The sequence below is a fragment of the Rheinheimera baltica DSM 14885 genome (assembly GCF_000425345.1).
In the GTDB taxonomy this organism is placed as follows: Bacteria; Pseudomonadota; Gammaproteobacteria; order Enterobacterales; family Alteromonadaceae; genus Alishewanella; species Alishewanella baltica.
Window position 1 is genome coordinate 57,260 of the sequence record NZ_KE384352.1, and the last position, 26,925, is coordinate 84,184.

At 46.2% G+C, this 26,925-nt stretch carries 26 protein-coding genes and 1 pseudogene; 20 read left to right on the forward strand and 7 right to left on the reverse strand.

The window, feature by feature from the left end:
* Position 1 precedes the first annotated feature (1 nt).
* On the forward strand, positions 2–790 hold the full coding sequence (locus H595_RS0120070) for an MlaA family lipoprotein (RefSeq protein WP_027672732.1): 789 nt from the start codon (positions 2–4) through the stop codon (positions 788–790).
* Positions 791–811: 21 nt separating this feature from the next.
* On the opposite strand, the gene H595_RS0120075 is transcribed toward H595_RS0120070, so the two are convergent.
* The 4 genes from H595_RS0120075 to H595_RS0120090 form a co-directional block, all read right to left on the reverse strand.
* Positions 812–2,353 (reverse strand): methyl-accepting chemotaxis protein, encoded by a 1,542-nt coding sequence (locus H595_RS0120075; protein ID WP_027672733.1) that lies wholly within the window; start codon positions 2,351–2,353, stop codon positions 812–814.
* A gap of 103 nt (positions 2,354–2,456) precedes the next feature.
* Positions 2,457–3,686 (reverse strand): ABC transporter permease, encoded by a 1,230-nt coding sequence (locus tag H595_RS0120080; RefSeq protein WP_027672734.1) that lies wholly within the window; start codon positions 3,684–3,686, stop codon positions 2,457–2,459.
* Positions 3,683–4,432, reverse strand: coding sequence for an ABC transporter ATP-binding protein (locus H595_RS0120085; protein ID WP_027672735.1), 750 nt, complete (start codon positions 4,430–4,432; stop codon positions 3,683–3,685). Before H595_RS0120085 ends, H595_RS0120080 begins: the two co-directional genes overlap by 4 nt.
* Positions 4,433–4,434: 2 nt before the next feature.
* Entirely contained in the window at positions 4,435–5,871 is a 1,437-nt protein-coding gene (locus H595_RS0120090; RefSeq protein ID WP_037055641.1) for an efflux RND transporter periplasmic adaptor subunit, read from the reverse strand.
* Between the two features lie 158 nt (positions 5,872–6,029).
* Between H595_RS0120090 and H595_RS0120095 the strand changes: the two genes are divergently transcribed.
* From H595_RS0120095 to H595_RS24050, 4 genes and pseudogenes are all read left to right on the forward strand, one after another.
* Positions 6,030–6,671, forward strand: a complete 642-nt coding sequence (locus tag H595_RS0120095; RefSeq protein ID WP_051220017.1) for an energy transducer TonB — start codon at positions 6,030–6,032, stop codon at positions 6,669–6,671.
* A gap of 54 nt (positions 6,672–6,725) precedes the next feature.
* Entirely contained in the window at positions 6,726–7,304 is a 579-nt protein-coding gene (locus H595_RS0120100) for a sigma-70 family RNA polymerase sigma factor (protein WP_051220018.1), read from the forward strand.
* Positions 7,291–7,899, forward strand: a complete 609-nt coding sequence (locus H595_RS0120105; RefSeq protein ID WP_027672739.1) for a hypothetical protein — start codon at positions 7,291–7,293, stop codon at positions 7,897–7,899. Before H595_RS0120100 ends, H595_RS0120105 begins: the two co-directional genes overlap by 14 nt.
* Positions 7,900–8,053: 154 nt before the next feature.
* Positions 8,054–9,229: pseudogene (locus tag H595_RS24050) on the forward strand (serine hydrolase domain-containing protein).
* Positions 9,230–9,240: 11 nt separating this feature from the next.
* Here the strand turns inward: H595_RS24050 and rlmA are convergent.
* A complete protein-coding gene (rlmA, locus tag H595_RS0120115; protein ID WP_027672740.1) occupies positions 9,241–10,044 on the reverse strand; it encodes a 23S rRNA (guanine(745)-N(1))-methyltransferase in 804 nt (267 codons plus the stop codon).
* Positions 10,045–10,147: 103 nt separating this feature from the next.
* On the opposite strand from rlmA, the gene H595_RS0120120 reads away from it, so the two are divergent.
* The gene (locus tag H595_RS0120120; RefSeq protein WP_027672741.1) at positions 10,148–10,471 is read left to right on the forward strand and encodes a DUF440 family protein; all 324 of its coding nucleotides are present in this window, start codon (positions 10,148–10,150) and stop codon (positions 10,469–10,471) included.
* A gap of 90 nt (positions 10,472–10,561) precedes the next feature.
* On the opposite strand, the gene H595_RS0120125 is transcribed toward H595_RS0120120, so the two are convergent.
* Both H595_RS0120125 and H595_RS0120135 read right to left on the reverse strand, forming a co-directional pair.
* Positions 10,562–12,118 (reverse strand): peptide MFS transporter, encoded by a 1,557-nt coding sequence (locus H595_RS0120125; RefSeq protein WP_037055644.1) that lies wholly within the window; start codon positions 12,116–12,118, stop codon positions 10,562–10,564.
* Positions 12,119–12,263: 145 nt separating this feature from the next.
* Entirely contained in the window at positions 12,264–12,569 is a 306-nt protein-coding gene (locus tag H595_RS0120135; RefSeq protein ID WP_027672743.1) for a DUF6170 family protein, read from the reverse strand.
* Between the two features lie 103 nt (positions 12,570–12,672).
* On the opposite strand from H595_RS0120135, the gene wecB reads away from it, so the two are divergent.
* The 14 genes from wecB (at position 12,673) to H595_RS0120205 (ending at position 26,915) form a co-directional block, all read left to right on the forward strand.
* Positions 12,673–13,809 carry a non-hydrolyzing UDP-N-acetylglucosamine 2-epimerase gene (wecB, locus tag H595_RS0120140; RefSeq protein WP_027672744.1) on the forward strand — a complete coding sequence of 379 codons (1,137 nt, stop codon included), beginning with the start codon at positions 12,673–12,675 and terminating at the stop codon, positions 13,807–13,809.
* 17 nt (positions 13,810–13,826) lie between these two features.
* Positions 13,827–14,831 (forward strand): SDR family oxidoreductase, encoded by a 1,005-nt coding sequence (locus tag H595_RS0120145; protein WP_027672745.1) that lies wholly within the window; start codon positions 13,827–13,829, stop codon positions 14,829–14,831.
* Between the two features lie 46 nt (positions 14,832–14,877).
* Complete coding sequence (gene tviB, locus H595_RS0120150; RefSeq protein ID WP_027672746.1) at positions 14,878–16,155, forward strand: Vi polysaccharide biosynthesis UDP-N-acetylglucosamine C-6 dehydrogenase TviB; 1,278 nt, start codon at positions 14,878–14,880, stop codon at positions 16,153–16,155.
* Positions 16,156–16,327: 172 nt separating this feature from the next.
* Entirely contained in the window at positions 16,328–19,123 is a 2,796-nt protein-coding gene (locus H595_RS0120155; RefSeq protein WP_051220021.1) for an SLBB domain-containing protein, read from the forward strand.
* A 29-nt stretch (positions 19,124–19,152) separates the two neighbouring features.
* The gene (gene gspG, locus H595_RS0120160; protein WP_240474959.1) at positions 19,153–19,575 is read left to right on the forward strand and encodes a type II secretion system major pseudopilin GspG; all 423 of its coding nucleotides are present in this window, start codon (positions 19,153–19,155) and stop codon (positions 19,573–19,575) included.
* Positions 19,576–19,586: 11 nt separating this feature from the next.
* On the forward strand, positions 19,587–21,284 hold the full coding sequence (locus H595_RS0120165) for a GspE/PulE family protein (RefSeq protein ID WP_084153678.1): 1,698 nt from the start codon (positions 19,587–19,589) through the stop codon (positions 21,282–21,284).
* A complete protein-coding gene (locus H595_RS0120170; RefSeq protein WP_027672750.1) occupies positions 21,284–22,474 on the forward strand; it encodes a type II secretion system F family protein in 1,191 nt (396 codons plus the stop codon). Before H595_RS0120165 ends, H595_RS0120170 begins: the two co-directional genes overlap by 1 nt.
* Complete coding sequence (locus H595_RS0120175) at positions 22,461–22,880, forward strand: pilus assembly FimT family protein (protein WP_027672751.1); 420 nt, start codon at positions 22,461–22,463, stop codon at positions 22,878–22,880. Before H595_RS0120170 ends, H595_RS0120175 begins: the two co-directional genes overlap by 14 nt.
* The gene (locus H595_RS0120180) at positions 22,849–23,235 is read left to right on the forward strand and encodes a PulJ/GspJ family protein (RefSeq protein ID WP_027672752.1); all 387 of its coding nucleotides are present in this window, start codon (positions 22,849–22,851) and stop codon (positions 23,233–23,235) included. Before H595_RS0120175 ends, H595_RS0120180 begins: the two co-directional genes overlap by 32 nt.
* Positions 23,232–23,924, forward strand: a complete 693-nt coding sequence (locus H595_RS0120185; RefSeq protein ID WP_027672753.1) for a PulJ/GspJ family protein — start codon at positions 23,232–23,234, stop codon at positions 23,922–23,924. Before H595_RS0120180 ends, H595_RS0120185 begins: the two co-directional genes overlap by 4 nt.
* Entirely contained in the window at positions 23,908–24,798 is an 891-nt protein-coding gene (locus H595_RS0120190; protein ID WP_027672754.1) for a type II secretion system minor pseudopilin, read from the forward strand. The genes H595_RS0120185 and H595_RS0120190 overlap by 17 nt, the downstream gene beginning before the upstream one ends.
* Positions 24,798–25,877: a PilN domain-containing protein gene (locus H595_RS0120195; protein ID WP_027672755.1), complete on the forward strand. Its 1,080-nt coding sequence runs from the start codon at positions 24,798–24,800 to the stop codon at positions 25,875–25,877. The genes H595_RS0120190 and H595_RS0120195 overlap by 1 nt, the downstream gene beginning before the upstream one ends.
* Positions 25,864–26,412 (forward strand): hypothetical protein, encoded by a 549-nt coding sequence (locus tag H595_RS0120200; RefSeq protein WP_027672756.1) that lies wholly within the window; start codon positions 25,864–25,866, stop codon positions 26,410–26,412. The genes H595_RS0120195 and H595_RS0120200 overlap by 14 nt, the downstream gene beginning before the upstream one ends.
* Complete coding sequence (locus tag H595_RS0120205; RefSeq protein WP_027672757.1) at positions 26,409–26,915, forward strand: hypothetical protein; 507 nt, start codon at positions 26,409–26,411, stop codon at positions 26,913–26,915. The genes H595_RS0120200 and H595_RS0120205 overlap by 4 nt, the downstream gene beginning before the upstream one ends.
* Positions 26,916–26,925: the final 10 nt, after the last annotated feature.

A 26,925-nucleotide genomic window follows, 5' to 3' on the forward strand; every position in this document is an offset into this window, starting at 1 on the left:
TATGCCGTTTTCGTTGTCTAAATATGGCCTGATTGGCGCGGCCCTAGTGCTGTGCGGTTGCGCCAGTAAACCTGCTGATACCGTGCAAGCGGAAGCCGATAATATGAGCGCACATTATGCTGACAGTCGCGATCCGCTTGAAAATATTAACCGGCCGTTGTGGGATTTTAACTATGATATTTTGGATCAATATCTATTGCGACCAGCAACGGTAGGTTACATGACAGTGGTACCCAAACCCGCTCGAAAAGGTTTGGTAAACGCCGCTAATAATCTGAATGAACCCGCCAGTTTTTTAAACAGTACTTTGCAGGCAAAACCTAATAGTGCAGCAATTAGTGCGGGTCGTTTTCTGGTAAACAGCACGCTTGGCATATTTGGCTTGTTTGATGTAGCCACTAAAATTGGTTTAGCTGAGAAAAGTGAAGACTTTAGCCAAACACTTGCAGTGTGGGGCGTTGGTGATGGTGCTTTTTTAATGATCCCAGCGCTTGGGCCTTCGACTGTTCGCGATACCACGGGCACAGTGGTTGATAGTTTGTATTTCCCGCTGGCGTTACTCAACACTCCGCTAAGTTTGACTCGCGCCGCGATAGGGGCACTGGACGCACGGGAGCAGCTTATGTCAATGGAAAGCTTGTTAGAGGAATCACTGGATCCTTATGCTTTTATTAAAGAGTCTTATTTTCAGCGCCAGCAGTTTAAAATATACGACGGTAATCCACCACAGCCGCCTGAGCCTGAGATTGACGAAGCAGCGTTTGACGATTTGCTGGATGATCTAGAGTAACAAAACCGGGTAAAACCCGGTTTAGCGTTTAAAACCAATACGAAAACCACCCCAGTGCCTGCCATTAACAAAAATAGGCACTGATAAGTCGTGTAAAATCTCTCCGGTATCACGTTTGTATGTCTGTAAAAGCATGGATTCGGTATGACGACCGCAACGGCTGCCGGTGCGGTCGTTAAAAATGCGTTTAGTCCGATTTTGTAATAAATCTTTGTCATAGTTACCGCTAAGTGGCAGGCTGAATTTTTCATTATGAGTCGGGAAATAGCCTTTTCGGTCAACGGCGCCAGCATAAAGAATATTAGTTTGCCGGGTTAGAATAGGCTCTTGAATCGTTGGGAAGTGTCTGTCGGTAAAGTCATCATAGGCGGTGTGATATTTTGCCGGATTACTGCCAGTAATTAATTGATACTTTTCTGCGAATAAAGACTCTGCATTTAACTGACCGTTTGAAATAGCTTGGGAGAAGAGTGCGCCAATCGCCTGTGCAGCGTGTTGTGCTTCTGACAATATCGGGCTAAAAAAGGTGTGCTCACTTAACGTATTCAGTTCGCGATAGATACTTTCAGTTTCTTCAGATAGCTCAATAGCCTGTTGAGCTACAGATTGGCCTTTCTCACCTATGCTCTGTAGTGAGTGACTAATACTCGTCACTGACTGTGTCAGTTCTTTACTGGTGTGCTGTAAGTCAGCGCTAACTTGTTCAATATTAACCAAATCAATTGATGATGCGCTAATTTGGCTATTAATATCGGTAACACCAATAGCAACCTGCTGTAGTTCTTGTTGTACCTGGTCGCCAGCCTGTTGAAGCTGGGTCATTTGTTTTGCTGTTTGTTGGCTTTGTTCTCGAATATCAGACAGCATGGCGGCAATGTCATTTGTTGCTCTGGCCGTTTTACCTGCCAGTGCTCTTACTTCGTCAGCCACCACGGCAAAGCCGCGGCCTTGTTCACCAGCACGTGCAGCTTCTATTGCTGCATTTAACGCAAGTAAATTGGTTTGCTCTGCAACGTTATTAATAACCTCTGTAATCCGCTGAATGTTGTCACTGCTGCTGCGCAATTTCTCCAGTTGAACGGCGGAATTACTAACGGCACTAACCAAAGCAGCAATATTGGTTACGCTTCTTTGTAATAGTTTATCGGCTTGTTGTGATGCACAAGCTGTGCTTTGTAAATTATTGCCAATACTTTGCAGTGCGTTGTTAAGTCCGCTGCCGGCATTAGCGAGTTTTTCACTAACGCCGGCAATATTTCTACTGTCCTCACTACTTAGCTTAATCTCTTTAATCAAGCTATCGATAAAAAACGATACCTCCGCGGCGCCAATGGCCATAGTCGATGTGGCTTGGGTAATATTGTCAGCGGTTTGTGCCAGGTTTTCATCCTTATTATCTGTAATGATTAGCTCGGGTTGTCGAGGCCAGTAGCTAAAGACTAATAACAACGATGCGCCCAATACCAAAGGAAGGATAATCGAGGACGTTAAAGCATAGCTTGCGGCTTGCAGCAGGGTGAATATCAACACAAACAACGCGGGTCTTAGCGATACTTTTCGCATAAATATATCCTAACACTGCAAAATTGATTCTTTTTGCAGTATTAGCAGTTTGTACAGGGCTGTCAATTACTTATTAATCGCTAAAGACTAAAGTCTAATCGTATTACTCATAGCGCAATGCGTCTATTGGTTGCAACTTTGCAGCTTTTGTCGCGGGATAATAGCCAAAGAATATGCCAATAAGGCAGGAGAAGCCGACACTCATTAACACCACATAAGGGTCTATAATGGCGGTAAATCCTGTAAAATATTGCATGCTTAAGCTGGTAATGACGGCTAGCGTAACACCAATGATGCCACCGATACCGCACAGTAAAACGGCTTCAATGAGAAACTGCTTCATAATCACTTTAGGCTCTGCACCCACGGCCATTCTTAAACCAATTTCCCGTGTGCGCTCCGTAACAGACACCAGCATGATATTCATAATACCAATACCTCCTACCAGCAATGACACGGAAGCCACAGCGGCCAGCAAGCCATTAAAAATTTGCAATGTTTGAGAGCGTGTTTCTATCATCTCAGCTAAGTTTCGAATACTAAACGGTGTTTGGCCATCGGTTGCGCGCAGGCGTTGACGCAGCAGGCTGTCCATTTGCTGCTCCACTGAAGCCATATCCCGTTCGTCGTGCACTTGCACAATAATGCTACGAACGGCTTTGGGGCTGGACAACGTCATGCCTGAGATACGTTTGCGCACCGTATCAAGCGGCATAAAAATTAAGTCGTCCTGATCATTACCCTGCGTATTTTGTCCTTTGCCTTTAAGCACACCAATAATCGTTACCGGGAGCTTATTTACCCTAACAGTTTGGCCAACAGGGTCGCTTTGGCCGAATAGCTCACGCTTTACTGTTTCACCAATGACGGCGACCCGCCCGGCACTGGCAAGTTCGGCGTCGCTAAAGGTACGGCCTTCAGAGAGCGTCCAACTTTGTGCCTGGTAAATACTGTTGGTCACGCCATGAATATCGGATGACCAGTTAAGATTACCAAAAATAAGTTGGCCATTGGCACGTAAGGTTGGTGCGGCGACGTTCACCTCAGGTATTTGTTGTTCTATTGCCAGCGCATCTAGTTCTGTTAATCCCTGACTACTGCCACTGGACTGGCGCGCTCCACCTGAAAAGCGTCCACGGGAAAACACAACAAACACATTGCCGCCTAAGCTTTTAATTTGTTGGTCTACGTCATAACGTGCGCCGGCACCTAATGCCAGCATAATAATTACGGCGGCGACACCGATAATAATACCCAACATGGTAAGTATACTGCGCAGTAAGTTTACCTTCAGTGCCACCCAGGCCACTTGCAACAAGGTTATGCTATTCATTCCAGTGCCTCAGCCAAACGTTGTTGACGAAAGTGAGCTAGGGCTGTTTGAGCACATGCCGGTGTTGATCGTTTATCAGAAACCAGTTTGCCATCACGAAATACTAATTGTCGGCTGGCAAACTCTGCGATGTCAGGCTCATGCGTCACTAACACCAGTGTTTTACCTTGTCGATGCAATTGTTGAAACAGCTGCATGATTTCCAGCCCGGTTTCAGTATCTAAAGCCCCGGTGGGTTCGTCAGCTAATAATAAGGCAGGTTGATTAACCAATGCGCGCGCGATGGCAACACGCTGTTGCTGGCCGCCAGACAGCTGTGACGGTTGATGTGTCGTTCTACTGCCTAAACCGACTAACTCCAGGCATTCACGCGCCTGTGTTAGGGCTTGTTGTCGTGGGGTATTGTTGTACAGCATCGGCAAAACCACGTTATCCAGTGCACTGGTTCGCGGTAGCAAGTTAAATTGCTGAAAGATAAAACCAATGTATTTATTACGCATCTGGGCCAATGTCGCCGCTGGCAAATGCGTAACATCTTCGCCTTGCAGCAGGATCTGACCACAGGTCGGGATATCCAGGCAGCCAAGCATATTCATAAAAGTTGATTTTCCCGAGCCTGATGGGCCCATTACGGCGACAAATTCACCAGTGTTAATCTGTACATCGATGCCTTTAAGTGCGCGAAGTGTCTCAGAACCCATCTGGTAGTGTTTTTCCAGCGCTTTAGTTTGAATTACGGCTGCCATCGTTAATCTACTCTTGTGGCACGGACAATAACGGCATCACCTGCCCGTAGTTCGCTACTGAGTAATTCACTGTACTCATCGTTTGTCAGGCCAATACGTATTGTCACTGACTCGGGTTGGCCATCGGCGTTTAAGCGCCATAGTTGTGCAGCAGTGCCAGCAGTGCCCTGAGCCCGCTTTGCACGGCGTTGTTCATTAAGCTCGAGATACTGTTGGTATTGTTGCTCAGTTAGCACTTGTTGCATGGCGTTTTGCAGCTTTTGTCGCTCCTTGGCCATGATTTGTCGCATGTCGGTCATAGGGTTATTTGTCAGCTGAGTTCTGGCCTGTTGCTGGCTGGCGGCAAAGTCTTTATACAGTTGTTTTACCGCATTACTGCTGTCACCACTGAGCTGTAACTGAGTAATCACTTCTGCTGCCATATCAGTTCTGGCGGCGGGTGTTGCTGCTATACCAGCAGGTTTAAAGCGTAATGCCGCATTGGGTACACGCAAAACATCGTTTTGCTGGCCGCGAACAATATTCAAGTTTGCTGTCATACCCGGCAATAGCAGTTGTTGCTGATTGGGTGCATTGATAATGACTTTGTAGGTTACAACATTATTGGTGTTAGTCGCGGCTTTACGAACTTGTGCAACATCGCCGCGAAATTGACGTTCAGGGTAGGCATCTACCTGAAACCGCACCGGCTGGCCTTGCTGTATTTTACCAATGTCGGCTTCATCAACATCGGCTTCTATCTGCATTTGCGACAGGTCCTGAGCAATAGTAAATAATGTTGGCGCCGATAAGCTGGCAGCAACGGTCTGCCCAATATCGACTTGTCGGTCAATTACCGTGCCGTTGACCGGCGAACGTATGGTGGTGCGGTCTAAGTCCAACTGAGCTTGTTCTTGCTGTGCTTTACGTTGCAGTAGTTGTGCATCGGCGCTCTGAATTTGAGCCTTTGCCAATGAAACTTGTGCTTTAGCCGTATCAAAAGCCGCTTGTGCATTATCCAGTTCGGTTTGGTTGGTTAAGCTTTTAGCCATTAATTGTTGCTGGCGTTGAAATGCGCGATCTGTGCGGGCCAGTTCTGTTTCTGCTTTTAGGTGTGTAGCGTGTTGTTGTGCCAGGCTGGCTTTAGCCATTACAACGTCGGCGTCAGCTTGTCGTAACCTTGCAACATAGGTTCTGTCGTCAAGCTTCGCAATAGCTTGTCCCTGCGCAACATCGTCGTTAAAGTCGACATAAAGTTCTGTGATGAGCCCTGACACTTCGGTACCCACTTCAACCGTAACGACGGCTTTAGTGGTGCCTGCGGTATTAACTACACTTTCAATTGCACCGCTATCTACCTGCTGTGTTTGATAGCGAACTTCAGGTTGAGCGGGGCTGATATTAAACCAGGCTAGCAGCGCGGCAATACACACAACAATAATACTAATTCCGTAACGCACCTAAATCACTCCATAAACTAATTACCACAACACTATAACCAGCTGCAGCCCTGGCTTACAGCGAGGTTGGGTAAAGGTTATGTAAAGGCAAAAAATATTTAACCCCTTTTTAGCTGGTCATTCGTCTAATTAATAATATGGCAATCAAGGAGTAGACTATGACGTTACTAACCGCTACGAATTTACCGCAAAACCCCGCCTTAAAACTGATGACCGCGGGGGGCGCAGCATTAACCATTACTTTTTTACTGTTTGCCGCCATGCAGCAACTTATTAAAGCCGATGCGTTGCAACGACAGGAAGTAACTGAGTTTGGTCCTATCCAACTGTTTACGGCACCAGAGGACAGTGAGGTAGAGGTTCGGCCACCGATGCCAAAGCCGCCTGAGCCGCAAAACAGAGATATTCCTAAACCGCAACCATTAACGGTTGATCCCTCCAATATTGCCCCCGGTTTAATTACGCTGGGGCCGGTGACCTTACCCAGCAGTGCAGGCCCGATATTGCAGCAATCTCAAACAGATCGGGGGGCTGCACCCTTGGTTAGGGTTGAGCCGCGTTACCCTGTTGACGCCGCGCGTGATGGCATAACCGGTTGGGTGCGTTTAGGCTTTAGTATTGATGAAAGCGGCGCAGTAACCGATATTTCCGTGTTAGCGGCAGAACCGGCAAACGTGTTTAATCGCGAGGCGACACGGGCACTGCGACGTTGGAAATACCAGCCGCAAATGGTTGAAGGCAAACCAATTAAACAACATAACATGCAAGTTCAGCTCGATTTTAGTTTACAGAACGATTAGTCTGAAAAAAACAGCATAGATAACCTCACAGGACTTAGATAAAGGAGCAGTACTATGGCGTTATCCTTTTTCCTGGCAGGGTGGATGGGTGCTGAAGAAACGGCAGAGCAATTGTTCTGCCGTTACCAGGACAGCAGCAATGTCACGTATTTGCAAAAACTGTTTGCCATGCATGGTAGCGACTTATATCACTTTTTACTGCAGCAATCGGACCGTACTCTGGCGGAAGATATTAGCCAACAAGTGTGGTTAACGTTGCTGGAGCAGCCCGGCAGTTTTCGTGGTGCCAGTAGTTTTAAAACCTGGCTGTTTAGCATAGGCCGTAACGGTTTGATTGATGAATTAAGGCGGTTAAAACGCTGGCAACCCGAGGCGTTGTTAGATGATATGTATACGGATGGTCATTGTCCCGAGCAGCAATTGTCGCGAGCAAAGCAACAATTGCAATTAGGTAAGCAATTGCAGTTATTGCCATTTTTTCAACGTGAAGCATTAATGTTGCAGTTGGAGGGATTTTCGATTGCGCAAATAAGTGACATAACACAGCAACCTGACGAAACTATTAAAAGCCGTTTGCGATACGCCAGACAATTTCTACAGCAGCTAGCCGGAGTGTCAGATGACAACGCCTGAACAGTTTGAGCGAGACTTACAACAACAGTATCAACATGAAAAAGCCAGACATGCCGCTCCGCCGCAGCTTAGCGAGCGTATAATGCAGCGAGCAAAACCACCGGTATCACAGCGGTGGTGGCCGGCCTGGCGAAATATGCAGTTGGCTTTAAGTAGTGCTTTTGTTTTGGTATTGGGCTATTTGTTATTGCTTCAACAGCCGTCGTCGCCGTTGTACTATCAAATTGTAGTCACCAGCGATTCCCAATATCGTGAAGTGCAGCAACATCGCATAACAGTTCAGAAGGAACAAGCCTTAGCAATGCTACCGGGTGATGCCAGTAACGCTTACCAGCAATATGTCGAGACTGCACAACGCAATGATGCATTTCATACTCAAACTGGCTTATTACGGCAAAACGCAGAGCAATGGCAAATTAGCGTGTGTAACGATTTGCTGTTAACAGTAGACAGGCAGTTGCTCGCTCAATTAAATGTGGTGCCAACGCCTGATGATTTTCAATTACAGCAGTGGGTTGAATTTGTCAGTAACGACGCCGGCCAGCTTGTTGCTATTCGTCCTACGAGCACGGTATTACAATGCCCACAGGCTTAGTATTACCAGCAAGCCAGGGTGCCAACAGGTGGGGTGCGCTTGGCAATTAGGGGTAAAGCCCCTACAATACCGTACTGCTTTACACCATAACAACGGATAATAATTTCAAGTGAAGCCGATTTTTTGTGTTGTATTAGGCTGTTTATTCAGTGTTATGTTTCAGCCTAATCTTGCAGTAGCGCAAGCTAATGATGCTATAGCCGTCTCTGGCAACGTCGTCTTGCAGGCGGATGATATTCTTGCGCCAATAATCAGTGACTTTGATACGTATTATTCCGGTAAATTAACGGAACATGACATTCCTGGTGCGGCTTACGCCATCGTCAGAGGCAATAAAATTATTGCTGCCGCCGGTTTTGGTGTGCGACAGCTTGGACAAACTGAGCCGGTAGATCCCTACACCGTGTTTCGCATTGCGTCGGTGTCTAAAACCTTTGCCAGTGGCTTGTCCAGTATTTTAGCAGCATAAGGCCACTTTAGCTGGGATGATAAACTAACCAAGTATGTTCCCGGCTTTTCGTTCAAATCTAAACGTTACAATAATCAGCTGAAGCTGGAGCACCTTCTGTCGCAAAGCACAGGGGTTATGCCCAATGCTTACGATAACCTGATAGAAGCCAACGTGCCGCTGGAAAAAATTCTGCCGCAATTTAGTAAAATTGACCCCCTTTGCGCGCCAGGCCAATGCTACGGTTATCAGAATGTGCTGTTTAGTTTAATTGAACAGGTCATGCTTAAAACAACGGGAAAACCTTACGCCGAGTTATTGCAGGAACGCATATTCACCCCTTTGCAACTGCCTACGGCGTCTGTGGGGCTGGATGGGCTGTTTAGTACTGAAAATCGTGCTATGCCGCATGTGAAAGCGCGCGGCAAGTGGTACCCGACAAAAGTTGCAGAGAGCTATTATCGTTTTGGCCCGGCAGCCGGTGTCAATGCCAGTGCTATCGATTTAGGCTATTGGCTGATTGCCCAGCTGGGACACAACCCGCAAGTATTGTCACATGATGTACTGCAAAATATCAGCAAAAAAAGAGTTAAAACCCGGCGTGATTTACGCCGCAGGGAATGGCGCCGATATTTAACCGATGCGCATTATGCTTTAGGCTGGCGGGTATACCAGTTTGGCCAGGATCAGCTGATGTATCACGGTGGTTGGGTGCAGGGATATCGGGCAGAAATTGCCTATTCGCAAGAGCATCAACTTGGCTTGGTGATGTTGATGAATGCAGAATCTAATTTAATCAATGAATTAGGCACCTATTTTTGGTCAGGCGCATTAACCGCTATTCACCAGCAGGAACTCGACGCCAACACCACAGACAATTGAGTTTACGCCAATCAGACCGGCGTATTTTCTTGATACAAATCAAGTGAAAATTCTACGCTAATTGCTGGTGTGCTAGCGGCAAACTGCTGTTTTTGCACTGGGCTAAATTTCCATGCTAACGGCACCATTTGTATTAGTGCTAATACATCTTTCTCTTGGCTAAAAGGCAATTGATAACGTAAAGATTGCCGGCTCAAGTGTGTAAAACCCGGTATTGTCGCAATAGCATCGTCGTGTAAACGAACGTTTTCATACACCGCGTGTTTAATTTCTACCAGATGCTCAGGTCCGGGTGTTACCGTTAACAAGTGCCCCGCGGGCTTAATTAAACGCTGCAGCTCTTCAGGTTTAGATGGCGCATAGATACGCAATATCCCGTCAAAGCTATGATCTGCAAATGGAAGTTGGTATGCGCTGGCCACACTAAACTTAATAGCCGGGCACGCTTTAGCTGCAAACTTAATGGCGCTTTTTGATATATCAACACCGTAAATATCGCAACCAGGTAGCGTTTGCTTTACGTGATTAGTGTAATAGCCTTCACCACAGCCGATGTCGAGTAAGGTAGTGGGTGACAGACTGGCCCAGATAGTGTTAACCGCTTGTGCTAGCGGCGCGTACCAACCCGCTTGCAAAAAATCCCGCCTGGCTTGCATCATCTCTTTGTTATCACCCGGATCTTTAGACTTTTTATTTTGCACCGGCAGCAAATTAACATAGCCTTCGCGGGCAATGTCGAAGCTATGGCGTTGTGGGCACTGATAGTGTTTATCGTGCAATGACAGGGGCTGTTGGCAAAGCGGACACAGATACATAGTTATTTCTGCCTGGAAAAATGGCCGACAGTGTAGCAGCACAGCGGCCTTTTCGGCAAAGGCTTGCTATACTGGCGGCAATTGCGAATGAAGCGGAGCAGGAATGCAAGAACTGGAGTTGTGGACGCTGGACGAATTATGTGACCATGCGTTTGATATTTTTGAAGAATTAGCTGCCGAAAGTTTGTCAGCACAAGATTATGCCTTGTATCAGCAGCATTATGAAACGCGCGGCTACGCTGATTTAACCCTGCCGGGTGAAGACTGGGTCGATATTATGATGCAAGATTTAGATCCCGAGTTACATTTTGAAGCACAGATTGGCTTAACCGGTGAAGCGGGCGAGGCGGATATGGTGCTGGCGCGTATCCTGCTTAGCCGGGAAAAATATGAATCACTTTGCCACGCGCAGTGGCGCGGTCAGTAATGTGTGCACTGATGTTTGTACTGATATTTGTAGTTAGGCGAGTAATAAAAAAGGTCAGCATTTGCTGACCTTTTTACTTTTAGTGTTAACTTAATGCACGCCGTGCATCCGCTTTTTCAGCCATGGGCTAATCAGCAACATAAACACACCAAAACCAACGCCAACGTAGAACAAGAAGCTAAACAACTCGGTGTAAGCACCCAGCGCTTGCGTCACGTTAGCAACTTCGCCTGCATTGGTATCAATAGCCGCTAATTTGGCTAACTGTGTTGCCAGGAGTTCTGAATACGCAGTGGCAAGGAACCATGCGCCCATCATTACGCCAACCACCTTAGGTACGGCTAACTTCGTTACGGCAGACAAGCCCACAGGAGACAAGCATAGCTCACCCATAGTGTGTAGTGCATAAGCCAGAATTAACCACCAGGCAGCCACATAACCCGCTTCGTTAGGATGTGTCGCGCCATAAACCAGTGCACCAAAACCTAAACCTGCCTGAATAATACCCAAGGCAAATTTTACCGGCGTGCTTGGCTCCAGCTTACGTTTAGCTAGTGCAATCCAAAGCCAGGCAAACAGAGGCGCCAGCGTAATAATAAAGAATGCGTTGAGTGAACCAAACTGTCCTGCAGTCGCTTCATATCCAAATACGTTTCTATCTAAAACGCGGTCGGCATACAGTGTCATTGATGACGCTGATTGTTCAAACAATGCCCAAAACACCACGGTAGACATCGTCAGCACAATTAGAACGATCATTCTGTCACGTTCTTCTTTAGTACATTGCGAAGTAATAAACCAAATAATACCGACGAGTACTATAAAAGACATGCCCAGCAAAGTGGTGTGCACAACAGGGTTGTATTGAACCAGTTGCCACATAATAGCTAAGGCAGGCAGGGTGGCTAAGTAAATAAACCACTCTTTATTTATGCCAGCAAACACTTTTTCTTTTAACAGTGCAGGATTCGAAGGTTCAGCATAACCGTACAGGTATTTCTGGCCGGTTAAAAACACCACTAAACCAATAACCATACCAATACCGGCCAAACCAAATCCGTAGCCCCAGCCATAAGTTTCACCTAAATAGGTTACTGACAAGGTCGCGATAAATGAGCCCAGGTTAATACCCATATAAAAAATGGTAAAACCAGAGTCACGGCGTGCGTCTTCTTTGCCATACAGCTGACCTACGATGGTTGAAATATTCGGCTTTAAAAAGCCCACACCCATAATAATCAGTGCCAGTGAGAAGTAAAACACCTGTATCGCTTGGGTATCCTGCACTACAACACCATTTTCGGTGTAGGCTTGAAAGCCTTCATAGGCTAAACCTAAGTGCCCAAGACACAACAATATTGCACCAAAAGTGACAGCCTTTCGCATACCTAAATAGCGGTCAGCCAACATGCCGCCAATAACTGGCATGGCATACACTAAGCCTGCATAGCTGCCTAATACGTCTAAGCCGCCAGCGTCGCTAAACAAGTGATACTTTGTTAAATAGAGTAACAGCAGGTATTTCATGCCGTAGAACGAAAAGCGTTCCCACATTTCAGTGAGAAAGCACACATAGAGCCCGACCGGATGGCCGAGAAATTGCGGTTGGTTGGCAGGCGCCACCGCAATAGTGCTGGATTCTGTCATGGATTCCCCAATTTTATTAGAATATATGCCCGGCATGCGTAAGCACCAAGCTGAGCCGATTATGCAGATGAAACGCCATGTTGTCACCCACCCTCGTCTTACAATGGCGCTTTAATGAGCATAAAAGCATTAAATTAATGCTGGTCTAACCTTGTTGGGGGAAAAACTGTTGCCGTACCTTAACAAAATAACGCCGGCTTAAAGCAAAAGTCAGAGGACGCATAATAAGTGGATACAACACCACCAGTAACACGGCGTAAGCGGCAATGTCCCAGCCGGTGCTACGGGCAATGAGCAAAAATAAGGGGATCAGGATCAGTAGCTTTACAATATTAAGGGTGATTTTTGTTGGTACCGGCAGCATATCGGTAGCACGTCGGATCACGTCCATGCGCTCTGCAAAGTTCAAGCCGGCTAATTCGGGAATGTTTTTACTATTAAAAAATAACATCGTTAAATCCTGTAGTTCAGCAAGGCGCAGTTTACCTTTTCGCTCTATCGCTTTAAAAGGGCTTTTGGTAAGCTTTACGGCATTAGTGCAATAAGGATCTGCAATGATTAAAGTTCTTAGTGTGTTTGGCACTCGGCCAGAAGCAATAAAGATGGCTCCACTGGTAAACCTGCTTAAACAACAAGCAGATATCGATAGCCGGGTGTGTGTAACGGGGCAGCATCGTGAAATGCTAGACCAGGTATTGCATCTCTTTGATATCGAACCAGAATATGATCTGGCCATTATGAAAGCCGGGCAAGATCTATACGACGTTACCACCAGTATTTTGCTCAACATTAAACCGGTGTTACGTGATTTTAAACCGGATGTTGTGTTGGTGCACGGTGACACCAGCACCACCTTTGCGGCGGCATTGGCCTGCTATTATGAAAAAATTGCCGTCGGGCATGTTGAAGCGGGCTTACGTACCGGCAATATTTATAGCCCCTGGCCAGAAGAAGCTAATCGCAAGCTAACTGGTGCCATTACACGCTTTCATTTTGCGCCAACGACTACCTCAGAACAAAACTTGCTAAAAGAGCAGGTAGATCCGGCGCATATTTTTGTTACTGGCAATACCGTTATTGATGCGCTGTTGGAAGTGGTTGCTAAAATAGAGTCTGATCAGGTACTCAGTGACAATTTCGCCAAACAATTTCCTTTTGGCCAAGATGGTCGCAGGTTAATACTGGTAACAGGGCATCGTCGTGAGAGTTTTGGTAGCGGTTTTGAAAATATTTGCGCTGCGTTAAAGCACATTGCCCAGCAGTTTCCAGATTGCGATATCGTTTATCCGGTGCATTTAAACCCGAATGTACGTGAGCCGGTATACCGTTTGTTGTCTGATGCCAGCAATGTACATTTAATAGCGCCACAGGATTATCTGCCGTTTGTGTACCTTATGAGCCGCAGCACGCTGGTACTGACAGACTCTGGCGGTATTCAGGAAGAAGCACCTTCTTTAGGCAAACCGGTATTGGTGATGCGAGATACCACAGAGCGGCCGGAGGCAGTGCTAGCCGGCACAGTAAAACTGGTGGGCACCGATACCCAGTCCTTAGTAAATGAAGTGACTAAGTTACTGACTGACAAAGCGTATTACGATAGTATGAGCTTCGCACATAATCCGTATGGAGACGGCAAAGCCTGTCAGCGAATTATTGATGCTATTAGAACAAATGCTAGCGTAGTTCAATGACAAACAGAGCGGGGAATATGGATATTCTACAACACCTAAGTGCTAAACCTAAACGCTGGCTCATTACCGGTTGTGCTGGTTTTATTGGCTCCAACCTTTTGGAAACATTGCTAAAAGCTAACCAAATAGTTGTTGGGCTAGACAACTTTGCCACGGGTCATCAACGTAATCTTGATGAAGTACAGCAACTGGTAAGCCCACAGCAGTGGGCTAATTTTAGCTTTTATAACGCAGATATTCGTACACTAGCAGACTGCCAGCTGGCGTGTAGTGGCGTTGATTATGTGCTGCATCAAGCGGCATTGGGGTCGGTACCTCGTTCAATCAACGATCCTATTACCACTAATGACACCAACATTAGCGGTTTTTTGAACATGTTAGTGGCTGCGCGTGACGCTGGTGTTAAACGGTTTGTCTATGCGGCGTCCAGCTCTACCTATGGTGATCATCCCGCGCTGCCTAAAATGGAAGCGAACATTGGCAAACCCTTATCACCTTATGCCGTTACTAAATACGTCAACGAACTGTATGCCGATGTATTTTCCCGCTGTTACGGTTTTCACAGCATTGGGCTGCGGTATTTTAATGTCTTCGGCCCGCGGCAAGACCCCAACGGCGCTTACGCTGCAGTTATCCCGAAATGGACTGCCGCTATGATTGCCAATCAGGCTGTGGTGATAAACGGCGATGGTGAAACCAGCCGTGATTTTTGCTTTATCGCCAATGCAGTGCAAGCCAATATTCGTGCAGCATTGGCCAATATCGAGCAAAGCGATGTGTTTAATGTGGCGCTTGGCGATCGCACGACCCTTAATGAGCTGTTTAACGCGATTAAACAAAGCCTGGCAGATAATAACGTGGCATACGATCAGGCCCCACACTATGGCGATTTTCGCGCTGGTGATGTGCGCCACTCTCAAGCTGATATTAGTAAAGCCAGAGAGACGCTGGGCTATGACCCATTTTACCGTATTCACGATGGCATAAAACTGGCCATGCCATGGTATATTCAACAGCGCTAACCTGACAACTTACAACAACGTAAATGGACTTACACAGGATTTAAGTATGAAAAATATTGCAGACAGTCAAATTGCCGTGATTGGCTTAGGCTATGTAGGTTTGCCGCTTGCCGTTGAATTTGGCAAGCACTATCCAACCATTGGCTTTGATATCAATAAAGCTCGGATTAATGAATTAAATCAGGGCCAGGATCACACGCTCGAAGTCAGTGTTGACGAGCTTAAACTTGCCGACAAGCTGCAGTATAGCTGTGAGCTTGACACTTTACGTCAAGCCAATGTGTTTATTGTCACAGTGCCAACACCCATAGATAAACATCGCCAACCCGATTTAACACCGTTGATTAAAGCCTCGGAAACGTTAGGCAAGGTGCTAAAAGCGGGCGATGTCGTTATTTATGAATCAACTGTTTATCCGGGGGCGACAGAGGAAGACTGTATACCGGTTATCGAACGGATATCAGGTCTAACTTACAATGTAGACTTCTTCGCGGGTTACAGCCCAGAGCGTATTAACCCGGGTGATAAAGAGCATCGTGTAACCACTATTAAAAAAGTCACCTCTGGCTCAACGCCTGAGATTGCTGACTTTGTTGATGCATTGTACGGTAGCATTATTACCGCTGGCACGTATAAAGCCAGCTCTATTCGGGTGGCTGAAGCAGCTAAGGTGATAGAAAATACCCAGCGCGATTTAAATATTGCACTGATAAACGAACTAGCGGTGATTTTTAACAAGTTAGGTATTGATACCGAAGAAGTACTACTGGCAGCCGGCACCAAATGGAACTTTTTACCGTTTAGGCCAGGCTTGGTTGGCGGCCATTGTATTGGTGTTGACCCTTATTATCTAACGCACAAAGCACAGGCCATTGGCTACAACCCGGAAGTTATTCTGGCGGGTCGTCGTATTAACGATAGCATGGGCCGCTATGTAGTTAGTGAGCTGGTTAAGGTAATGATCAAGCGCAAAATTCAGGTAAGTGGTGCCAGGGTACTGATGATGGGCCTAACCTTTAAAGAAAACTGCCCGGATATTCGTAATACCAAGGTTGTCGATATGTTAGCTGAGCTCAACGAATACGGGGTACACGCCGATGTATTTGACACTTGGGTAGATGCTGATGAAGCCCAGCATGAATATGGCATTACGCCAATTTCAAGCGTTGAAACCGGCGTTTATGATGCCGTAATACTTGCCGTAGGCCACCAACAATTTCGGCAAATGGGCCCAGAGGGTTTACGGGCTTTGTGTAAGCCAAATGGCATTATTTACGACTTAAAATACTTGTTGCCAATAACAGCAAGTGACATAAGATTGTAACCGTTTATTTTCTATCCATAACCGGGTTTATAACACCTGGTTATGGTATCAGACTGCATAATACTGTCGATAAAAGGGTAAAAAAACGGTAGAGTAGCGCCTTAATTATGTCGTTGAACCACGTTATCTTCCCAAGACAACACGCCAGACAGCAGGATCACGGAGCTTGAATGTGAAAAGAGTATTTTTGTTGCTGACTTTAGTTGCGGCATTGTTTTGTATTGAGGCAGCAGCACAAGTTATGTCGCCATCTCCGGCGATGTTAGAGCAGCTTAAAAAGTTGCCGCTTGCTGAGCAAGAAAAAATAGCCCGTCAGTACGGTGTAAACCTAGACGCCCTTAATGTGGCAACTTCTGCCAATGCAACTGCAGATAATAACAATCAGCCTTTAGAGCCGCAAACACAACGTGTCAATAACCGGAAAACTGAACAGCCAGATTTAGAGCAGGATAGTGCAAAAGTCGAGCGTTTTGGTATGGCCATGTTTGATGAGCAAAAAAGCAATTTTGTTTTGCCATCGTCTATGCCAGTACCTGACAGCTATCAGTTAGGCGCCGATGACACCTTACTATTGCAGCTTTACGGTAAGGTAAATCAGCAGTATGAACTTATGGTGAGTCGCGAAGGCGATGTGCATATCCCTGAGCTTGGCAATATTTTAGTTGCGGGGTTAACCTTTCCAGAAGTTAAGCTGCTGATTAAAGATCGCATTAGCCAAGCCATGTTAGGCGTTAATGTCGCAGTGAGTATGGGCAAGCTGCGAACCATCAATGTGTTTATTGCCGGTGAAGCCAAGTATCCTGGAACCTATAATTTATCTGCGCTGTCCAGTGTTACCCAAGCGTTGTTTGCTGCAGGTGGTGTTAGCGATATAGGGAGTTTGCGGCAAATTCAGGTTAGGCGGCAGGGTAATCTGGTTGCCGAGTTTGACCTATATGCTTTGCTGTTACAGGGCAATGCTGCCGGCGACATTCTACTGCAACATGGTGACGTGGTTTTTGTCACGACATTAGCCGGTATGGTGCAGGTTGAAGGAGAAATTCGACGTCCGGCGCTGTTCGAGATTAAACAGGGGGAAACCGTTGCAGACGTATTGGCGATGGCCGGTGGTATTAAAGCCGATGCCTACGCCAATGCTGCCATATTGGAGCGGTTAAATGCTCAACGTCAGCGCGAGTTACTGGATCTTAATCTAACGACAAAGCAAGACCTTAACCGCGCCGTTAAACCAGGCGATTTTCTTAAAGTTAATGCGGTCTCGCCCAGAGTAAACAACCAAATTGCTTTATTAGGTGCTGTAGTTCGCCCAGGCACTTATGCTTATCAGTCAGGTATGCGGGTTAGCGATCTTATTCGTTCGTTGTGGGGAGATTTACACGCTAGTGCCGATCCAGATTATGCGTTAATTTTGCGTCAGCCTAATCTGGCTGAACCCGAGTTTACCGTATTGCAATTTAGCGTGAGTTCAGCGCTTGGAGCCACGGGTTCGGCAGCTGATGTGGCATTGGCACCGGGCGATAAAGTGTTGGTGTTTAATTACGCTAATGATACGTATCAACGCCAGGAAATAAATCGCTATTTTGCTAAACAATATCTTAAGCATCAGCAGTCAGCACAGCAAAATATCGGCAGCATGCAAGACTTTAACCTGTTGGTAGAGCAAGTGTTGTCGGACACATCATTACAACAGGGCAAACAAGCGTCTTTTATCGCCGACATCAAAATTCGCGATAACCTGTCAGCTAGCCAGCTAGTTGAACGAAAACCCGATTTTACGCCGCTGTCTATCGAAGAATTGCGTTATGAACAACAAGATTGGTTAAAGGGAACGTTTGAGGATTTTCTGAGTCAGACGCTGCACGATAAAGCGTTAATGCAACTGACACCGCACCTGACAAGACGAGAGTTGCTTTATCCGGTGTTAGTGCAGCTAAAAAAACAAGCCAGAAATGGCAAACAGCCTAATGTAGTCAGTATAACTGGTGACGTTATCGTGCCAGGTGAGTATCCCTTGGCGGAAAATACCGATTTAAACCGGCTAATTATTGCTGCTGGCGGTGTTAAAGCCTCAGCAAATTTACAGCGGGCTGAACTTACTCGCTACTGGCGCGATAACACGTTAAATGAGCCTTTAGAGGTGACGCATCTGGATGTGTCATTAGCTGACGTGCTAAATGGCAGTGAAGTTGTTACTTTGCAAAGCCGGGATAATGTAAACGTATTTGCCCGTGCGGATTGGAATCAAGCACGTATTGTTGAGATCCGTGGCGAAGTAAGTTTCCCCGGGCGTTATCCTGTGCGAAACGGAGAGACATTATCGTCAGTCATTGCGCGCGCAGGGGGCTTGAATAACGGCGCTTTTATCGAGGGTGCAGTCTTTACCCGTGAGATGATTAAAGAGCGCGAAAAACTGCAAATGAATAAACTGGCTGAGCAACTAAAAGCCGATGTTGCCATCCGTGCTTTGTCGGCAGAGAAAAGTCTGGTTAATCCGGCCGATGCGATTGCGATGGTGAACGAGTTACAGAAGCAAGAGCCTGTTGGCCGTTTTGTGGTTGATTTGCCCGCCATAGTGTCTGGTAATGATAGCGCCGACCTGGAAGTAGAGCATGGCGATATACTCTATGTACCACGTAAAAATACCGCAATTACTGTGGTAGGCGAAGTACAACATGCTAGCAGTCATCGCTTCAAAGACGGTATGAGTCTGGAATATTATCTGGAACAAGCGGGTGGGTTTCGTAAACGTGCCGATGAAAGCGGTATTTATGTTATCCGCGCTGATGGCTCGGTCATGTTGCCATCCAGTAATCGTTGGTTTGCGGTAACGAGTGAGCAATTAACACCTGGTGATACCATCGTTGTGCCACTGGATACCGAATATAAAGACAGCCTGAGTTTGTGGACCCAGGTAACGCAAATTTTCTATCAGAGTGCTGTCGCGCTGGCCGCTATCAGTTCACTGTAGTAAACGATGTAAATATCACAGGAGTTAATGTGTTTATTAAGCAAGCTAATACAAAAACAAAGCATAGCGGTTTTACCCTGATAGAACTGCTGATTGTAATGGTGATACTGGGCTTACTGGCGTCATTGGTTGCGCCAGAAATGTTTTCTAAAGTGGATTCGTCACAACGTAAAACCGCGGTTGCGCAAATGCAAATGTTACAAACTGCACTGTCAGCGCACCGGCTGGATACCGGTACCTATCCGGCGGATTTAAATGGCTTGCGCCAGTCAGACAATACCCGTTGGGACGGCCCGTATTTGCCTAAAAACGTGCCGTTAGACCCTTGGGGCAATGCCTATGTTTATCGCTTTCCTGGCTCTGGTGAAATACAACCTTATGATTTATTTAGCTATGGTGCAGATGGCAGAGAAGGCGGTGAAGAACTCAACGCTGATATTTTCGTCGAATAACAGGGCGAATTATGTCAAGTTCAGTCTCATCAACACCTAATACGGCACTTAACGGTGGCATTGCCGCTTATTTGCGTGGTCGCGAAATCATCAGTGATGAGCAGCTACAACGCGCGTTAGACTATCGCCGTCAGTTAGGTGGCCGTGTTGAGCATATACTGGTTAACCTTGGCGTTATGCAGCAAGAAGAGCTGGCACCTGTCTATGCTGGCTATTTGGATTTACCCCTATATGTGCACGATGCTACCAGTGTAAGTTTGCCAGTTGGTTTTTTTGCCCAGCTTGATTTAGAGCAGGCAATAAAGCATAAGGCCTTGCCGTTTAAACAAGACGATAGTCGTATTTGCCTGGCAGTCACCGACCCATTCCATCTACCGCTATACGATTTTTGGGGTCGTTACTTTGACGACGTTCAGGTTAGCGTGTGTCGTCAGGCTGATTTTGATGCGCTGCGGGTGTTTTTACAGGCAGAGCAAAGCCAGGACGTGCATGGTGAAGGACAAAGCCTTAATGAATTAGAGCGCTTGCGTGAGCTGGCTTTTGGCGCGCCAACCGTTAATCTGGTAAACAACCTTATTGTGCGCGGTATAAAACTGCGTGCATCTGATATGCATTTAGAGCCATTGGCGGGACGTTACCGTGTAAGGTATCGTGTTGATGGTATGTTGCACGCCGGTGATACTATTCCAATGGACTTGCAGCTAGGCGTTGTCTCAAGGATAAAAATACTCTCTGGTATGGATATCGCAGAACGACGTAAACCACAAGATGGCAAGATTGAAACCAGTGTTGCCGGCAAAGCACTGGATATACGGGTGTCGTCATTGCCGCTGGGTGAAGGTGAAAGTGTGGTAATGCGTTTTCTGGTAAAAGACGCAGTACGGTTTGATCTTAAAGCCGTTGGCTACGAGCAGGATTTAATCGATCATATTAGTAAAGATCTTACCCGTACTACCGGGGTCATCCTAATGACCGGACCGACTGGTTCGGGTAAAACTACCAGCCTGTACTCATTTTTATCGCAGTTAAATCAGCCACACGTAAAAATTATTACGCTTGAAGATCCTATCGAATATCAGTTGGATGGTATCAATCAGGTTCAGGTAAACTCAGACATTGGTTTTGACTTTGCCCGTGGTTTACGCAGTATTGTGCGGCAAGATCCCGATATCATCATGGTGGGTGAGATTCGCGACCATGAAACTGCCCGTATTGCCATGCAGTCTTCATTAACCGGTCACTTAGTATTTAGCACCGTGCATACCAATGATGCCCCCACCACTTTTACCCGTTTACTCGATTTAGGTGTAGAAGAGTTTTTGCTTAATGCCACGGTCATTTCGGTTATGGCACAGCGTTTAGTTAGAACGCTATGCACACATTGTAAAGCCCCCGAACCCGATCAAAGCCGTTTGCTTCAGCTAACCGAATTTAAACAACTCCTTCCCGTGTTAGAGGGTGAGGTTAATATGTGCCGCGCGGTAGGCTGCGAAAAATGCGGAGGTTCAGGTTACTTTGGCCGGATGGCCATTTTAGAATATTTGCCCAATAACGAAGAAATACAAAGTTACCCTAAAGATCAGCGGTTTATGCCATTGGTAAATAGTTATCGGCAAAAACATAACCTGCGCACCTTAAAGCAGGATGGCTTGCTTAAAGTGCTAAAAGGCACAACAACGCTAGATGAAGTGATACGGGTAGCGGGCTAATGCAAATTTGGCAATATGAAGCGCTGGACACAAATGGTGGCCGTGTTAAAGGCAGGGTGAAAGCACAGTCTAAAGTTGCCGCCTTGCTGGCGGTAAGCCAGCAGCAGCTCACCCCCCTAACGGTTGCACCGCTGCAGGTTGCTGATGGTTTCTTTAAACGTATATCCGCCTCAGAGCTGGAACAATTAACCTCAGAGTTGTCTATTTTGCTGCGTAACGGGGTGCAGTTGGACAGAGCGCTGGAAATGATGGCGCAGGCTAACCCCAATGCCACCATTGCCGCCTTGCTGGCTGATTTAACCGAGCAAGTTCGAGCCGGTACGCCGCTGTATCAGGCCTTTAGCCGTTATAGCCGGTATTTTGACAACCTGTATTGTGAGATGGTGCGTATAGGCGAAGAGTCAGGCAAACTGGCCGAAACATTAGAGCGGTTAACACAAAACCTAAAATTCCAAAATGAACTCCGTAGCAAGGTAACGCAAGCATTGGTTTATCCGGGCTTTATTCTGGCGGTTTGTTTGGTGTCATTATTTGCCATTTTTAACTTTATTGTCCCCAGCATGGAAGGCTTGTTTAGTAGCCGGGATGATTTGCCTGCCTATACGGCGTTTTTATTATCTTCCAGCGCTTTTGTGCGTGAAAATCAGATGATTATCCTCGGAGTATTTGTAGCCTTTATTTTGTTAGTGCTGAGCAGTAGCCGCAAGCCCTGGTTTCGTAAAATGCTGTTAGCGGTCGCGGTTAAAACACCGCTTATTAGCAAGGGGCTACTACTGAGCGAACGTATTCGTTTCGTTTCTGCCATGCAACTAATGCTGCAAAGTGGGCTTCCACTATCGCAATCCCTGCACTTTGCACAAGGTGTGTTTGTTAACCCTGCTTTTAGTTTACAAGTACGGCGGGTTAAAGACGATATCGGCCATGGAAAAATGCTGTCGCAGTCTTTAGCCAGCACCGATTTGCTTGAGCCGGTAATGATGTCGCTGATTAAAGTGGGCGAGGAAAGCGGCAAACTCGAAACGGTGTTTGCAGAAATTAACCTGCGAGCCCGCTGGCGCTTTGAACAATGGGCGTTGAAGCTGACCAGTATGTTAGAGCCGTTACTTATTATTATTATGGGCGGCCTGGTAGGGTCCGTTGTTGTCACCATGCTGCTTAGTATAGTTTCAACCTCTGATGTCCCGTTGTAGCCGCTCGCATGCTGCGGGCTTTACGCTGATAGAGCTGCTTATTGTCATGGTTATAATGTCAACGACGCTGGCATTAATTATCCCTTTCACAGCAGAGCAAGTTGATAAGCAGCAGCAACAAGTAGAGCGGCAAAAGATAATCTTGTTTTTGCAACGCGCCCGACAGCTGGCATTTTTTAAAAGTGAAGATGTCACACTGACCTTTGCCGGTAAGCAAATTGAAGCAAAAACAGCAGATACTCAAGTTAGTTTTGCGTTGGAATATGTCAGTTTTACCGAAGAAAAACAGCTGGTTTTTAGTCCCGGATATCAGCGAGCGGAAATTGAGCTGGCTGCGGTCATTAATTACAATCGATGGACATTGCAATTAGCAAATGAAGAAACACGCTGGCTTAACGTTAATTGAAGTACTGATTGCCGGTTTGTTGCTGGCAATGGCACTGGGTGTAGCCTCAGTTGTATTTCAACAGAATGACCTGCAGCAGCGTCAGGCTGAACGTATTCTGTTGCGTGCGTCGCAACTGGATTCCGTGGTTAATCGCATTCGCTATGAGTTACAACAAGGCGCAGTGCAGGGAGAGTGGACTTTGTCAGATATGCCTTATGCATGGCAGGCTAAAGTTATCCGCAGTGCGGCTGTCGCTGGTGCTTATGATGCCGAGTCTGGCGGCTTGACTGAGACAAATCAACAAAAAAGCCTGTATCAGGTAGATGTAAGCAGTGGCGACAACCCCTTATATAGCTTTCAGTTAACCCTATGACAACACGCAACGGCTTTACCCTAATAGAAATGTTAGTATCGCTGGTTATCCTTACCAGTATTATGCTTTTATCTTCAGAGGCTTATCGCTATTTTGTTGTGCAACTTAATCAGCGTCAGGATAGTTTTAATACCGTGTCGGAACACTTTAAGCGCTTAAAGTGGTTGCAGCACCAAATAGCCTCTACCAGCATGTATTATGTCACTACTGTTGAGGGTAAAAAGCAGTTGCTGTTTAGTGGCAGTAAAAACGCATTATTGTGGGTAAGTACCACCTCGGTAACAAAACCTGGTACGGGGTCTGTGTCAGCTATGGCTATCGAAGATGGTCATCTACGTTACTGTGAAAAAGTACTCGATGAGACGTTTCTTACAAAAGCCAATATTAGCCAGCAGGATGTATGTAGCGAATTTTCACTGAATATTGTTCCTGCTACAGCATTAACACTGGAATACTATGGATGGCTCGATTTAACCGCACAATTGTCTCAAAATCCAATTAACCCGGTAATGAACGCGGCTAGTACTGCCACGTGGCAGGATAAATATTACAGCAGTGAAACCGGCACCTTACCGGGTCTAATTAAAATGACCGTAAAAAACGATACTTCCAGTCAAGAATACTGGGTCCAACTCCACGGCCTAGATCCGGCAAAAGCAGGGTATTTTAATAATGCAAGCAGCGGTTAAACAACGCGGTGTCGCGCTGATATTGGTGTTAATGCTTACCGGTGTGTTATCAGCGGTGGTCATTTTACAGCAATACCGGCTTAAGCATCGGTTGCAACAGGCGGAGCAGATATCGTCCTACATCACAGCGCAGTTAAAGGTCGTCAGTGCCCGAGAGCAGTTAGTTTATGCCCTTAGTACCAGTGGGCTATGGTTTTATGGCAGTCAGCCCAATGTCATTACGCAAGCCGGCATGCCGCCGGAGTTTAATTTTTATGGCAGCCAATTTACGCTTGATGAGGTACAGGTTCGTATTACCGATAGCTCAGGTATGGTATCGTTATTGCCGTTTGAACCAGAGAGCTGGTCCACGGTGTTTAAATATGCGGGTGCGGCTGATCCACAGCGCCTGACGGATGAGCTTGCGGACTGGATTGATCCCGATGATTTTATTCATCTTAATGGCGCCGAACGTTTCGAGTACAAGCAAGATGGCTGGCCCCGAAACGATATACCGCAAAGTATTGATGAAATTGCTATGCTACGCAGCATGACACCCCAGCTTTGGCAGCGTGTAAAAAAACATATTGTTTATATTGGTGCCGGGCGGTTAAATCCAGTATTTGCTCCCGACGGTATGTTGCCGCTGCTGTATGGTGAAGAGCGAGCTGAAATGAAGCGAAGCGAACGTCAGCAAGGTGAAGTACAAAGCGAAGCTTTAGGGGGGGAAACGGGCTCAGAACCTTATCCGTCAAGGAATCTCTATATTGAGCTTAGTAGCCGCAACGAGCAAGCCGCGTACAAAGAGTCTTTCCTGTTGGTCAGAGGCGTAGGAACACCAGAATTTAGTTATATCACGGCCTACAGGTCGGGTTATGGGGATAGTGAATTTTAATGAAACACATGATAGCCAGGCATTTTAGTGCACAGTGGCTTAAAGATGCACAGCCAAAGAGCAAACGTTGGACGTTCAAGGTTATTTATCTTGCAAAATCAGATTATGTTGAAATCAGTAAAAGTATTAAAGCAAACTGGACGGAGCTGCTTTATATCTTAAAAAACGAACTGGCGATGCATCAACTGCAGTATGAAAAAGTGCTGTGGCGTATTCAGCGCAAGCCAGATCATACCTTTCGCTTGCAGTTTGTCTGTATCTCACAACAGGCCTTGCAAGCTTATCAGGGGCAATTCGTTTTGCTGTATCCTGAAACCTGGCTTGCTAAGCAATGTTTACAACCTGAACAGCTTTATCTCATCGATTCTAGTGATAAATACTGGGCCTATGTTGCAGCAGATGGCACTGCACACTTTACCGATAAAAAAGGGCTAATGGTTAACCCTGAGCATTTTTTATCTGCTATCGGTGCCACTGACGACAAGGCAGAAACGTCAGCTCAGGTGTTAAATATTAAGAAAGTAACCCTGGAACAGCCGATATTGCCAAAGTGGTATGACTGGGCAGGTATGCTTTACTATCGTGCACCGGCAAGGCAGTTTTCAGTTACGGGTTGGAAACCTTATCTACTGCTGGGCCTGACATTAAGCGTAATCTATGCGGTAGTGCTTAGTGCTGGCTTGGCCTTATATCGCGATCATCTCAAAGAAGATGTTGCACAGCGTCAGCAAGATGCAGAAGTCGTGTTATTGCAACGCCAAAAAACCGAAGATTTAGTTGCGTTAGTGAGTCGCTATACCCCATTGTTAGAAGGTTCAGCCAAATACAGTAACCTGCTGATGTTTTTATCAGAGCAGTTGCCTGCAGGCACAGAGTTACGTCGTAGTCAGTTAAACGAAAATGTTGCGGTTATTCAGGGAATAGCCCCCTCTGCGACTGAGGTGTTAGCACAGCTGGGTAATTCGCCACTCATCACTGAAGCCCGTTTTGACCGCCCAGTGCAAGCTGAGAGGGACGCAGAGTCTTTTACCATCTCATTTATTTTTAACTCGTTGGAGGTCAAGGATGCAGGAAATTAAACCTTGGCATAAGTTGTCTCTGCTCGTTATTGCCATAATGGTGTTGTTAAAGTTTGTGCTGTTGCCTTGGCAGCAATGGTTGATAAATAACGCTGAGCAAATCGCTTACTATAAAGGTTTGCAGAGCAAATTGCAGAACACCCAACTGCGTGCTGACACGTTAAAGCAACAAAATGAGGTTATTGTCGCTGATTATCAGCAACTGATGACAAAATTGCTGCCAGCCAGCAGCGATAACAACATTGATGTGCTGCGCTACGTGGAAAGCAAAGCAAAACAATATCATTTAAAAATTAATAACCGTGCCGTGGGTGATTTTCAGCAAGCGCCACTTCCTGCTTTGCCTATTACAATTACACTGCAGGGCCATCCTGAAATGATATTGGCGTATTTACAAGATGTCGAAACAGGGACTCCAAAGGTAGTTATCAGCAACATGTCAATCATAAAACCGGGCTTGAGTGTGCAGTTCGTCAACATGCGTTTAGACGCTATCGTGCTGCTCGCACCTGCTGAAGGAGAAACGGCCATATGATTAAGCTATTTTTTTCCCGCGTCATTTTACTTTTTTTAGCCGCGTTGGTATTGCATGCATTTACGATTATGTCAGCGCTTATCCCAGATAAAAATGCCACTTCAGCTGATGGGGTAGACTATAGCAGCCCGTCTTCAGCACCGCTTGCACGTAGGGATTTTGACGCGATACAATTTGCTAATGTGTTTAATATTAAGCCGTTTGTGCAACCAGAGGTGGTAGCTGCACCACAAAACAGTCCGCAAGACATTTTGGCAGAACAATTAAAATTGTTGGCAGTAACTTTTAACGGTACGGAATTTCAAGCGGTAGTTGCCGTGCAACAGCGTGACAAATCAGACATTAAAACGGTCAAAGTAGACGACACTGTTGCCGATTTTAAGGTTACCGAGATTACTAAGTTCCAGATACTTTTGACAACAAACAAAAATGAATTAGTGCAATTGGATTTATTTAAATCGGTTGCAAATGCGCAGCGCCTTAGCCAGATTAAAGAAAATTAAAGGTTAGTAT